The 12,918-nt window shown below is 71.7% G+C and carries 7 protein-coding genes; 4 read left to right on the plus strand and 3 right to left on the minus strand.

The window, feature by feature from the left end:
- Window positions 1-39 precede the first annotated feature (39 nt).
- The 4 genes from recC (at window position 40) to RAB70_RS03925 (ending at window position 10,583) form a co-directional block, all read left to right on the plus strand.
- Window positions 40-3,447: an exodeoxyribonuclease V subunit gamma gene (recC, locus tag RAB70_RS03910; RefSeq protein ID WP_148827742.1), complete on the plus strand. Its 3,408-nt coding sequence runs from the start codon at window positions 40-42 to the stop codon at window positions 3,445-3,447.
- Window positions 3,444-7,280 carry an exodeoxyribonuclease V subunit beta gene (gene recB, locus RAB70_RS03915; RefSeq protein ID WP_148827741.1) on the plus strand — a complete coding sequence of 1,279 codons (3,837 nt, stop codon included), beginning with the start codon at window positions 3,444-3,446 and terminating at the stop codon, window positions 7,278-7,280. Before recC ends, recB begins: the two co-directional genes overlap by 4 nt.
- Window positions 7,281-7,520: 240 nt before the next feature.
- A complete protein-coding gene (recD, locus tag RAB70_RS03920) occupies window positions 7,521-9,503 on the plus strand; it encodes an exodeoxyribonuclease V subunit alpha (RefSeq protein ID WP_148827740.1) in 1,983 nt (660 codons plus the stop codon).
- A 21-nt stretch (window positions 9,504-9,524) separates the two neighbouring features.
- Window positions 9,525-10,583: a virulence RhuM family protein gene (locus RAB70_RS03925; protein WP_225851532.1), complete on the plus strand. Its 1,059-nt coding sequence runs from the start codon at window positions 9,525-9,527 to the stop codon at window positions 10,581-10,583.
- 50 nt (window positions 10,584-10,633) lie between these two features.
- Here RAB70_RS03925 and RAB70_RS03930 read toward each other — a convergent pair whose 3' ends face one another.
- The 3 genes from RAB70_RS03930 to RAB70_RS03940 all read right to left on the minus strand — a co-directional run bounded on the left by RAB70_RS03930 (window position 10,634) and on the right by RAB70_RS03940 (window position 12,723).
- Window positions 10,634-11,917 (minus strand): type II toxin-antitoxin system HipA family toxin, encoded by a 1,284-nt coding sequence (locus RAB70_RS03930; RefSeq protein WP_148827739.1) that lies wholly within the window; start codon window positions 11,915-11,917, stop codon window positions 10,634-10,636.
- The gene (locus RAB70_RS03935) at window positions 11,914-12,207 is read right to left on the minus strand and encodes a helix-turn-helix domain-containing protein (RefSeq protein ID WP_148827738.1); all 294 of its coding nucleotides are present in this window, start codon (window positions 12,205-12,207) and stop codon (window positions 11,914-11,916) included. The genes RAB70_RS03930 and RAB70_RS03935 overlap by 4 nt, the downstream gene beginning before the upstream one ends.
- Window positions 12,208-12,390: 183 nt before the next feature.
- Window positions 12,391-12,723 carry a hypothetical protein gene (locus tag RAB70_RS03940; RefSeq protein WP_010341478.1) on the minus strand — a complete coding sequence of 111 codons (333 nt, stop codon included), beginning with the start codon at window positions 12,721-12,723 and terminating at the stop codon, window positions 12,391-12,393.
- Between the last annotated feature and the right edge of the window lie 195 nt (window positions 12,724-12,918).

Here is a 12,918-nt window from a genome sequence, read left to right on the forward strand (position 1 = left end):
AAAGCGCCGCCTGCCCGCATCCGGCACAATGCCCGGCACATGCCTGCCCCGTCCGCGCCCGATTTCCGGCTGTATCCGTCCAACGCGCTGGATACCCTGGCCGCCCTGCTCGCCGAAGAACTGCGCCGGCCGCCGCCGGGGCAGCCTTTGCTGGCGCCGGAGGTGGTGCTGATCCCGCAGGTGGCGATGCGGCGCTGGCTGCAGTCGACCCTGGCCGCGGTGCACGGAGTGGCGGCGAACCTGGAATTCCTCACCCCCGGCGAGTTCGTCGCGCGCGCGCTGGAGCGCAATCTCGGCGCGGCGGCCGACGACCTGGACATGGCGACCATGCATTGGCGCCTGTACGCGGCGCTGCAGGGCGACCTGGGCAGCGATGCGGCGCTGGCGCCGCTGGCCGGCTATCTGGCCGACGGCGATGCGCTCAAGCCGTGGAGCCTGGCCGGCGAGCTGAGCAACGTGTTCGAGAAGTACCAGGCCTGGCGCCGCGACTGGCTGCTGCGCTGGGAAGGCGGCGCCGACCCGGACGATCCGCAGGCGCGGCTGTGGCGGCGTATCGCCACGGGCCGCGCCTACCGCGCACGCCGCATCGGCCAATACCTGGACCGCTACGCGCGCCCCGACGGGCCGCTGCCGCAGGGCCTGCCGCGGCGCCTGTTCGCCTTCGCCGTGCTCAACATCTCCCCCGACGTGCTGCGCGTGCTGGCCACGCAGGCGCGCGCCGGCACGCTGCACTTCTACCTGCCGACCCCCGCGCAGGGCTACTGGGGCGATCTGCAGACGCTGTGGCAGCGCCGCCGCGAGGGTGGGGCGGTGGACCTGTTCGCCGACCACGTGCAGGAGAACCCGCTGCTGCAGGCCTGGGGCGCGGCCGGGCGCGACTTCATGGCGCTGATCGGCGACTACGAGGTGGTGCATCCGCTGGCCGAGATCGCGGTCTACGCCGATCCGCTGGAGTCGGGCCGGCGCGCGCTGGCCGAGGGCGGCCTCGGCGACAGTCTGTTGCGGCGCATGCAGAGCGATCTGTTCCATCGCCGCGCGCCGGCGCGGCCGGCGCCGCTGGCCGCGGTGGATCCGCACGATCCCAGCCTGCAGGTGCACGCCTGCCACACCCGCCTGCGCGAATTGCAGGTGCTGCACGATCAGTTGCGCGCGCTGCTGGACGACCCGCGTTTCGAGCCGCCGCTGCAGCCGCGCGAGATCGCGGTGCTGTCGCCGGACATCGACCCCTACGTGCCGTACCTGGATGCGGTATTCGGCGGCCACGCCGGCGACGACGCCTTGCCCTATGCGCTGGCCGACGCCAGCCCGTTGGCCAGCGAGCCATTGGCCGAGGTGTTCCTGGCGCTGCTCGGGCTGCCGATCGCGCGCTTCGGCCTGCACGAGATCCTGGACCTGATCGCCAGCGCGCCGATCGCCGAGGCCGCCGGCCTGGACGAGGCCGGACTGGAGCGTCTGCGTAGTTGGCTGCACGCTGCCGGCGCGCGCTGGGGCCTGGACGCGGCGCACCGGCAGCGTCACCAGGCGCCGGCCGACGACGCCTACACCTGGCGCTTCGCCCTGGACCGGCTGCTGCTCGGCCACGCCAGCGGCGCCGAGGACGACATCGACGGCGTGGCGCCGTGGCCGCAGCTGGAAGGCAGCGCCCTGGCCGCGCTGGACACGCTGCTGCGCCTGCTGCGCGTGCTCGACCGCCACCAGGCCGCGCTGGCCGAGCCGATGCCGCCTGGGCAGTGGCGCGAAGTGCTGCTGGGCCTGCTCGAGGCGCTGCTGCCGCAGAGCCCGTCGGCGCCGCGCCAGCAGCGCGCGCTGGAGCGGCTGCGCGCGCTGATCGACCAGTTCGCGCGCGACGCCGCCCGCGCCGACTACACCGACGCGGTGCCGGCCGAGGTGGTCCGCGCGCACTTCGCCGCGGTGCTGGGCGAATCGGACACGCGCGCGCCGCTGCTCACCGGCGGCATCAGCTTCGGCCGCATGGTGCCGATGCGACTGCTGCCGTTCCGGGTCATCTGCCTGCTGGGCATGAACGACGGCGATTTCCCGCGCCGCGATCCGGCCGCCGGGCTCAACCGCCTCACCGCCGAACTGGGCACCACGCGCCGCCGCCACGGCGACCGTTCGACGCGCGAGGACGACCGCTTCCTGTTCCTGCAGCTGTTTGCCTCGGCGCAGGAGGTGTTCTACCTGAGCTACCTGGGCGCCGATGCACGCGACGGCAGCGTGCGCGAACCCTCGCCGCTGGTCGGCGAACTGCTGGCCTGTGCCGCCCAGTACCACGCCGATCCGGCCGCGGCCGCGGCGCTGGTGGTGCGGCATCCGCTGCAGCCGTTCGCCGCTGCCGCGTTCGGCGCCACCGGTGCCGAGGATGCCGACCCGCGCCGTTTCAGCTACCGCCGGCAATGGCGGCCGGCGGTGGACAGCCTGGTCGGCCAGCGCCAGCCGCTGGCGCCGTGGATCGACGATCTGCCGGCCGCGACCGACGACGCGCTGCCTTCGCAGCTGTCCATCGACGACCTGCGCCGGCTGCTGGTCGATCCGGCCGGGCAGTTCCTGCGTCAGCGCCTGGGCCTGCGCCTGCCCGATCCGGCGCAGGCCGACAGCGACCTGGAACCGCTGCTGGCACCCAGTCGCGGGCTCGATCAGTACGGCCTGCAGCAGCAGGTGTTCGAGGCGGTGCTGCGCGAGGACACCGACGCCCTGTACGAACGCCTGCGCGCCCGCGCGCTGCTGCCGTCGGGGCCGCTGGGCCGGCGCCAGCTCGACGAGCGCGTGCGCCAGTTGCGCCCGTATGCCGAGGCGTTCCGGCAGTGGCGCGGTGGTGACGCCGCGCCGCTGGCGCCGCGGCTGCAGGTGGACCTCGACGGCACCGCGCTGCATGGCCGCCTGCCGGGTTGGTACGCGCCCGGTGTGGCACGCGTGCAGGTGGGCGCCTTGAGCGGGCGCAGCGCGATCCGCCACGGGCTGGAATGGCTGCTGCTGCGCGCCGCCGGCGAACGCGCGCCCTACGTGCGTTTCTTCGACCACGACGACAGCCTCGGTCCGCATCCGATGGACCGCGAGCCGCTGCCCGCCGCGCAGGCGCAGCAGGCGCTGGCCGAGCTGCTGCAGCTGTATCGCCACGGCCGCCAGGCGCCGCTGGCGTTCGCGCCGTACAGCAGCTGGAAGTACTACCAGGCCGCGCGCACCGGCGATCTCGACAAGGCGATCAAGGACGCCGCCGCGCAATGGCAGGCCAGCTTCGGCTGGAGCGAGGCGGACAGCCCGGAACTGCGCCTGGTCGGCCGCGGCCGCGACCCGTTCGCCGATGCGCAGCGTTTCGCCGACTTCGCCGCCACCAGCCAACGCGTGTTCGGCCTACTCGAACAGGGCGACGCCGGCCCTGCGCTCGATCCCGAACGGCTGAGCGAAAGCTGGCAGCGCTGGCGCGGCACGCAGGAGGACGCCGAATGAGCGCCGCACCCGACCGCGACCCCTACCTGCAACTGCCGCTGCACGGCGTGCGCCTGATCGAGGCCAGCGCCGGCACCGGCAAGACCTTCACCCTGGCCACCTTATTCACCCGCCTGGTGGTCGAACGCGGCCTGCGTCTGGGCCAACTCCTCGCCGTCACCTTCACCGAGGCCGCCACCCAGGAACTGCGCCGGCGCATCCGCGAGCGCCTGGCGCTGGCGGCCAGTCTGGTACCGGACTCCGCCCCGGACCTCGTAGGAGCGGCTCTTGTCCCCTTTTCGGGATTAGCCGCGAACGACCCATCGCGCCCAACCCCGCAACAAGACCCGCCCGACGTCGCCCTCACCCGCGCAATCCTCACCGCGCACCTGGCCGCCAGCACCGAAACCCCAGCGGCCCTGCGCCGCCGCCTGCAGCAGGCGGCCGAGGACATCGACCTCGCCGCCATCTTCACCATCCACGGCTTCTGCGCGCGCGTGCTGCGCGAGCACGCGCTGGAAAGCGGCCAGGCCTTCGCCGCGCCGCAACTGCTCACCGACGACCGCGAACTGCTGCGCGACGTCGCCGCCGACCTGTGGCGGCAACGCGCCGCCAATCCGGCGATGGCCGAGGACCTGGTGGCGCTGTGGCCGGGCGGGCCGGACGGCATGGCCATCGATCTGCGCGAACTGGTGCGGCATCCGACGCTGTTGCCGGCCGCGCCGGTCTTTTCCGCCGAGGACGGCGCTGTGTTGCAGCAGGCCGCGCAGCGCGCCGGCGTGGCGCTGGCCGAGGCGTTCCGCACGCACGGCACCGCCTGTTTCGAGGCGATCGCCGCGGCGATGGATGCCGGCGTGCTGAGCAAGGTCAGCTACAAGCCCGACTGGCTGACCGCGCTGTGGCACTGGCTGGACGCCTTCGCCGCGGCACCGACCGCGGACGCGCCGCCGCATCCGAAGCTGGTCAAGCTCACCGCCGCCGAACTGGCTGCCGGCACCAACAAGAAGCACGCCGAACGCACCCCGGCCTCGCCGCTGGGCCACGCCATCGACGGTTACCTGGCCGCATTGGCGCAGCTGGCGCAGTGGCGAACGCAACGCCGCATCTGCCTGCTGCACGCGTTGCGCGCCGACGCGGCGGAGCGCCTGGCCTATCTCAAGCGGCAGCGCCGCGTGCAGACCTACGACGACCTGGTCGAGGGCGTGGCGCGCGCGCTGGAAGGCCCGCACGGCGCCGCCTTGGCGCAGCGGCTGCGCGCGCAGTACGCGGTCGCCCTGGTCGACGAATTCCAGGACACCGACGACCGCCAGTGGACGATCTTCCGCAAGGTGTTCGCCCCGGCGACGGCCGATCCCTCTGCGGCGCAAGACGATGGGACGATCGCATCGCTGCCCACGCAGGACGACACGCCGCCGCTGCTCGCCCTGATCGGTGACCCGAAGCAGGCCATCTACGGCTTCCGCGGCGGCGACGTGCGCACCTACCTGGCCGCCGCCGCGGATGCCGAACGCGCGCCGCCGCTGGCGCACAACTTCCGCTCGCGCCCGGCGCTGCTGGCGGCGATCGACGCGCTGTACGCGCAGGCCGGCTATGCCGAGGCCTTCCTCACCGACGGCATCGCCTTCCACCCGGTGCAGCCGGGCAGCAAGCGCGTCGATGCCGACCTGCAACGCGGCGGCGTGCCGGCCCCGGCGCTGACCGTGTGGCGCGCACCGGAACCGCCGCCGCCACCGGCCACCGCCAAGGCGCCGGGCAAGCCCAAGCCGTGGAGCGCCGGTCGCGCCCGCGAGTTGTGCACCGCCGCCTGCGTCGCGGCGATCCGCGGCTGGCTGGCCGATGCGCGCGACGGCCGCGCGAGCTTGCTCGGCCGCCCCGTGCAGGCCGGCGACATCGCCGTGCTGGTGCGCAGCCACGGCGAGGCCACGCGCATCCAGCAGGCGCTTGCCGCCGCCGGCATTCCCGCGGTCGCCGCCGGTCGCCGCAGCCTGTTCGCCACCGACGAAGCGCTGGAGCTGTTGGCCCTGCTGCAGGCGCTGCTCGATCCCGGCGACGACGGTCGTTTGCGCGCGGCACTGGCCACCGTGCTGATCGGCGAGGACGCCGCAGCGATTGCCGCGCTCGACCACGACGGCGAGCGCCAACGCCGCTGGCAGCAACAGGCGCTGGACTGGCGCGAGCGCTGGCAGCGCGGCGGACCGCTGGCCCTGATCGGCGACCTCGGCGCCGCACACGGGCAGCGCCTGCTGGCATTGGTCGACGGCGAACGCCGCCTCACCAACTATCTGCAGCTCGCCGAACTGTTGCAGGAAGCCGACACCCGCGCACTCGGTCCACATGGCCTGGTCGACTGGCTGGCGCGGCGCATCGCCAATGCCGACGACAGCGACGAGGCGCAGCAACTGCGGCTGGAATCGGATGCGCGCCGCGTGCAGATCGTGACCCTGCACAAGAGCAAGGGCCTGGAGTATCCGCTGGTGTTCCTGCCGTACGCCGGCATCGGCCGCAGCGAGCGCAGCCCCGGGCGCCACTGCGTGGTGCCGGCGCCGCAGGGTGGGCGGCAGTTGCAGTGGAACACCGGCCGCAGCGGCGGCGAATCCGACCCGGCCTGGGACACCGCCGAAGCCGCGTGGAAACAGGAACAGCGCGCCGAGGACGCGCGCCTGCTCTACGTCGGCCTGACCCGCGCCGAACACGCACTGTGGATCGCCACCGGCGCCTTTCCGCAGCACGAGCGCACCGCGTTGGCACCGATGCTGCGCGATCTCGATGCCTTGCAGGCCGCCGCTGCTCCCGGCGCCATCGCCATCGACAGCACCCCGCCGCCGCCGCAGTTGCCGCGCCTGCCGCCCGAGCCGGCGCCGCCGGTGCCGCCGGCGCGCGTGCCGCAGCGGCGCGTGCTGCCGGAGTGGTGGGTGTACAGCTTCACCCAGCTCGCCAATGCCGATGCCGGCAGCGACCCGATGGCCAGCGGCACCGTGCCCAGCAGCGGCGGCAGCGACGAACCCGCCGCCAGCGAGCCGGTCAGCGCCGCGGTGGAGGTGGACATGGTCGACCGCCGCTTCGTCGGCAACCGCTTCGGCGTGGCCATGCACGACGTGTTCGAGCGCTGCGACTTCGCCGCCTGGCGCGACTGGCACCCGGGCCAGCCGGCGCCAGCGGGGCAGGCCACCGCCATCGTCGAAGCGCTGCAACGCGGCGGCTATGCCGAGGACGAACTGGAAGACGGCACCGCCATGCTCACCGCCCTCGTCGGCAACACCCTCACCGTGGCGTTACCCGAAGATACCTGCCTGGCTGCGGTGCCGGAGGAGCAGCGGCGCAACGAAATGGAATTCCACTTCGCCATGCGCCCGACGCGCGTTGACGCATTGCTGGCGCTGCTGCACCGCTACGGCGTGGCCGGCGAGCGCCAGGCGTTCGGCGCGCGGCAGCGCCTGGAGGGGCTGATGACCGGCCTGATCGACCTCACCTACCAGCACGACGGCCGCTGGTACGTGCTCGACTACAAGTCCAACCGCCTGCCGGCCTACGACCCCGACGCCCTGGCGCGGGCGATGGCGCACAGCGAATACACCTTGCAGGCGCTGATCTACACCGTGGCGCTGCACCGCTGGCTGCGCTTCCGCCTGGGCGGTGCCTACGACTACGCCCGCGACTTCGGCGGCGTGCGCTACCTGTTCTGCCGCGGCCTGGACGCCGCCCGCGACCCGTCGCCAGGCGTGCACGCCTGGCGCTTCGACCCAGACCTGATCGATGGCGTCGACACCCTCTTCGCCGGCGCCCCGCTTGAGCCCCTCTCCCCTCGGGAGAGGGGTTGGGGTGAGGGTACGTCCGCCCACGGAGCCACCCCGTGAGCCAATCCAACCTCCTCGCCACCCTCCGCCGCACCGGCACCCTGCGCACGCTCAAGCCCCTCTCCCCCCGGGAGAGGGGTTGGGGTGAGGGTACGTCCACTCACGGAGGCCCCACCCCGTGAGCCAACCCAACCTCCTCGCCACCCTCTACCGCAGCGGCACCCTGCGCACGCTCAAGCCCCTCTCCCCCCGGGAGAGGGGTTGGGGTGAGGGTACGTCCACTCACGGAGCCCCCACCCCGTGAGCCAACCCAACCTCCTCGCCACCCTCTACCGCACCGGCACCCTGCGCACGCTGGACCACGCCTTCGCGCACAGCCTGTCCCGCCTCGACCCGAACACCCCCGACCTGGTCCTGGCCGGCGCCGCCCTGGCCTCGCTGGCAGTGGCCAGCGGCCACGCCGGCCTCGACCCGGCACGCGCCAGCCTCCTGCTCGACAGCCGCGACGGCGCCGCTCCCACGCTGCCCACCGCAGACGACTGGACCCGAGCCCTGGCCGCCTCACGCTGGGTCGCACAGCCCGCTGCCGAAGACCCGGCCAGCCCCGACTGCCCACTCGTACTCGAACACGGCCTGCTCTACCTGCGCCGCTACCGCGAATACGAACGACGCCTGGCCCTGGGCCTGCGCCGCCTCGCCGCACAGCCGCTGCCGCACAACGACCTCGCCGCGCTCGCACCCTTGTTCGCCCAGCTCTTCCCTCTCCCCCCGGGAGAGGGTGCCCGCAGGGCGGGTGAGGGTACGGCCGCCGCCTACCCATCCGACCGCCAAGCCCAAGCCGCCGCCCTCGCCCTGCGCCGCGCCCTGCTGCTGGTCACCGGCGGCCCCGGCACCGGCAAGACCACCACCATCGCCCGCCTGTTGCTGCTGCGCATCGCCCAGGCCCGCGCCGCCGGCCTGCCGCCGCCGCGCATCGCCCTGGCCGCGCCCACCGGCCGCGCCGCCGAACGCATGGCCGAAAGCCTGCGCGCCGCGGTGGCGCGCGCCCTCGCCGACGGCGTCGACCCGGCCCTGGCCGAAGCGCTGCCGGCCGGCGCCAGCACCCTGCATCGCCTGCTCGGCGTCATCCCCGACCTGCCGCGCTTCCGCCACGACGCCGACAACCCGCTGCCGTTCGACCTGATCGTGATCGACGAAGCCTCCATGGTCGACCTGCCGCTGATGTGCAAGCTGGTCGATGCCGTGGCCGACGGCGCGCAACTGATCCTGCTCGGCGACGCCGACCAATTGCCCTCGGTCGAGGCCGGCGATGTACTCGCCGCGATCCTGCAGGCCGCCGGCCCCGGCGACGCGCTGCAGCCCGACGATGCGCAGGCGCTGCAGCCACTGCTCGGCCACAGCGCGGTCGCGCACGACCAGGGCGGCCTGGCCGGGCACCGCGTGCACCTGCTGCGCGGCTACCGCCAGGCCCAGGACTTCGCCCTAGTGCCGCTGGCCGACGCGGTGCGTAGCGGCGACGCCGACGGCGCCCTGCGCCTGCTGCGCGACGGCCAACTCGCCGGCGTGCGCTTCCACGATGGCGTCGACGACCCGCTCGCCGCCGGCGGCGACGCCCTGCTCGCGCACTGGCGTGCCCTCGGCGACACCGACGATCCGGCGCAAGCCCTGCGCGCCGCCGCGCGCCTGCGCCTGCTCACCGCCGTGCGCGCCGGCCCGCAGGGCGCGCGCGGACTCAACGCGCGCATCGAACAACTGCTTGCCGAGACCGCCAGCGGCGCACGCCGCCTCGGCGCCGCCGCGCCCTGGTTCCACGGGCGCCTGCTGCTGATCACCGAGAACAGCTACCGCCACGGCCTGTTCAACGGCGACGTCGGCATCTGCCTGAAGGATGCCCAGGGCACCCTGGTCGCCTGGTTCGACGGCGCCGGCGACGGCCAAGTCCGCGGCTTCCACCCGGCCGCACTGCCCGCGCACGAAAGCGCCTTCGCCATGACCGTGCACAAGGCCCAGGGCAGCGAATTCGAGGAAGTCTGGCTGCAGTTGCCGGCCCGCGACGCCCGCGTGCTCAGCCGCGAACTGGTCTACACCGGTATCACCCGCGCCCGCCGCGCGCTGCATATCGCCGCCAGCGAACCGGTGCTGCGCGCCGCCCTGGCCCGGCACGCGGCGCGGATCTCGGGGTTGGCGTGGCGGTTGGGTGGGGCGGAGCGGCAGCCACCACCGCCTGCAGCCGATATCCTTCCCGAACTACCCAGCACGCCGATCCAGGGCGCGCTGTTTTGACGAGCCGCGTCAGGAGCTGGCATGCGTAACGACGACAAGGACGCCCCCACCTCGGAATTGATCCTGTATCGCAGCGAGGATGCGCAGACGCGCATCCAGGTGCGGCTGGAAGGCGAGTCGGTGTGGTTGACGCAGCGGCAGATCGCAGAACTGTTTCAAGTCTCTGTCCCAACGATCAATGAACATCTCGGCAGCATTTTTTCCGAGGGTGAACTTGAACATGAACGAACTATTCGGAGATTCCGAATAGTTCAAGCCGAAGGCGAGCGCCAGGTGCGCCGCAACATCGATCACTACAACCTCGACGCCATCCTCGCCGTCGGCTACCGGGTCCGCTCCGCGCGCGGCACCCAGTTCCGCCAGTGGGCGACGGCGCGGCTGTCCGAGTACCTGGTCAAGGGCTTTGCGCTGGACGACGAACGGCTCAAGCGCGGGCCGGACGATGGCTATTTCGAAGAACTGCTGGGCCGCATCCGCGACATCCGCTCGTCGGAGAAGCTGTTCTGGCGCAAGGTGCTGGACATCTACGCCACCAGCGTGGATTACGACCCGTCGGCCGAGGCCAGCCAGCGTTTCTTCGCCACCGTGCAGAACAAGATGCACTGGGCGGCCCATGGCCACACCGCCGCCGAACTGCTCATGGAGCGCGCCGACGCCAGCAAGCCGCACAGCGGCATGACCAACTGGGTGGGCGCCGCGCCGCGCGCGTCCGATGCGGTCGTCGCCAAGAGCTACTTGAACGCGGAGGAGCTGGAGGCGCTGAACCGCATCGTCACCGCCTATCTGGAGTTCGCCGAGTTGCAGGCCATGAACCGCAGGCCGATGACCATGGCCGCATGGATCGCCAAGCTGGACGACTTCCTGCGCCTGAGCGACCGCGACCTACTGACCCATGCCGGCCGCATCGGCCGCGAACAGGCATTGGAATTTTCCAAGGCCGAGTTCGCTCGTTACAAGCAGCGGTCACTGGCTGAGCCATCGCCCGCCGAGCGCGATTTCGAAGAAGCCGCACGCAAGCTCAAGGCGCTGGAAGGCGAACGGCGCAAGCCGGTGCGGCCCAAACGACCCCGTGGCGAATAGTCTGCCGGCGAACTCCTACCGAGGTTGAGTACAACTGCTTGCGTGGCATCTCACCGCTCCGGGTCGATGAAGGCGCCCATCGCGGCGATTTCGGCATGGCGCGCGCCGCAGCGCCGGGCTTCCGACGGCCAGCCGCGCACGGCGGTTCGCACCTGTTCGATGATCTCGCCGGCCTGCACTTTGCTCAGGCGGTAGTACGCGCACGTATCGAGCAGCAGCCGCGTATCCGGCGTGGGATCGTCCAGGCCGACGCCCAGCACGTGCGCGTCCTTGTCCGGGTTGGGGTTCACGTCGAAGGCGGGGGACAGCCGCCAACCGTCGGCGGTGCGCAGGAACCCGTGATTGCGCAGATGGTCGTCGCGATTGCCGATCAGCACGTTGAACACGACCCGGCGGAACAACTGGCGCAGATCGTCGGCGATCGCCGCCACCGCCCCGTGGTTCTCGATGGCGTGCGCGATCTCGGCATAACTGCTGTGCTCGCTGTCGTCCACGTCGAGCAGCGTGAAGGCCGAGGCGTAGGCGCGGCGGTGCGCGCCGTTCCTGTCGAAACGTTGCACCGCAAAGGTGGTACCCAGATCCGACAGCGGCAGCGCGCGCGCCGCGGGCATGGCGATGCCCGCCGTCAGCGATAGCCGATAGGTCACGTATTCCCACAGGCCCACGTCGTGGCGATCGTCGCTGGAGGGGAACTTGGCCAGCCACAGCGTCCCGTCGGTGTCGCGCACGCTGGCCTTGGGCCTGGCGCCACCCAGCGACGCACCTGGCGCGACCAGTTGCCTGATCCAGGTGACGTCATGGCCGCTGTCGTCGGTGTCGCCGCGCTCCACGCGCACCGCGATGGCTTCCAGTGTCCGCAATTCGGTCATGGGCGGCGCAGTCAGGACATGGTCGTCCAGATAGCGGCCCCTGGAAGTGCGCAGACGCAATGCGCCCATGCGGGACGCGTCGTTGACCCCAAGCAGGTAATCCCAGGGACGCAGGGCACGTACCCTGCGATGCTGTTCGCGGGCGTCGATGACCTCACGCCGATCCATCAGACGCTTGCCCCAGCGGTCAGGCGAGCAATCGAGGAAGGCGCCCGTCAGCGCGCTGGCACCGACGCGCGCGATCAGTGCGCCGCGATGCAACGGTAATTGCGGGTCAAGTGCAAAGGCGTGGTTTGGCGCGGCGTGGTTCAACCAGCTGTCCGCGTACTGAAAATGCAGGGTATCGCCGGTCCGGCTGGGCCGGCGGATGAGGTGCCCGACCAGCGCGGGATCGCCAAGGTCGGCGTCGTCCAGCCAGACCTCGGCCTGGGCGAGGTCCTGCACCGCGTCGTCGGCTCCGTTCATGGCGCACTCCCGCGTCGGGCGCCCGGACGGCGCAACTGGCTGTCCTGCAGCTGACGACCCACGTCGTCGTCGCGGGCCAGCAACTCGATGTCCTTGTCCAGGCCCAACGCGGTCAGCACCCGCAGCACGGTCGCAAGACTGGTCGCTGGATCGCCGCGCTCCAGCTTGCCCACGGTCGGCACGCTGACGCCGACCCGCTCCGCCAACTCGGCCTGGGTCATCTGCCGACGCATGCGCGCCGCACGCAGGCGCTCGCCCAGGCCCCGGATCTGGCGCTGGGCTCGCGGCATCGTCGGAGGAGTTCGCTTGGCCATGGAAAATTAAATTACATTTCGCTTCCTGAAATGCAAATTAATTTCTATCCGAGGAGCTTGTTCAGGCGCTGACGGGCTCTTGAGGCCGCAATGTCGCCGCACCATCCTGAGCGGGAGGCGGCGCATGCACTCAGGTCAGAGCGCACACGCCCAGCATCGTCACTTGGCCGGAACCCGCTGGTACTCGTCGCTGCCGGTGTTGAGGTGCCCATCGGCCTCGTCGATGGCGAAGTTCACCGTCTCGCCATCGTTGGTCACCTGCAGCACGCCGTCCTTGTAGATGGCCGGGTAGCTCTCGGTCTTGGGCTTGCGGGTGAAGAAGCGCGGGGTGGTGTTGCGCACCATGAACGACTCCCCGTTGCGCTCGATGTCGATCGTGTCGTCCTTCGACTCCACGTTGACCCAGTGGCCGACGAACTTCTCGCCCTCCACCCGTGCGCAGCCGGTCACCAGCATCGCCGCGGCCAGCGCCGCTCCCATCCACTTCGTCATGTCCCCGCCTCCGGTGTTGGAATCGGGGCGAGGATGCGATGGGTTGGATGTATGGGAGGTCAAGAATGGGGAGGAGTTCCCCATCGTGCGCAGGCTCGCCCCAATCCGCCGCCGCGTCGCGTTATTGGCGTGCTTCCAACACTTGAGCAGAGGGGCCTTGCGCAGCGCCGTAACGGATTGCGTCGTATGACGGGT

Origin of the sequence: Xanthomonas sontii (assembly GCF_040529055.1) — a bacterium.
Taxonomy (GTDB): Bacteria; Pseudomonadota; Gammaproteobacteria; order Xanthomonadales; family Xanthomonadaceae; genus Xanthomonas_A; species Xanthomonas_A sontii.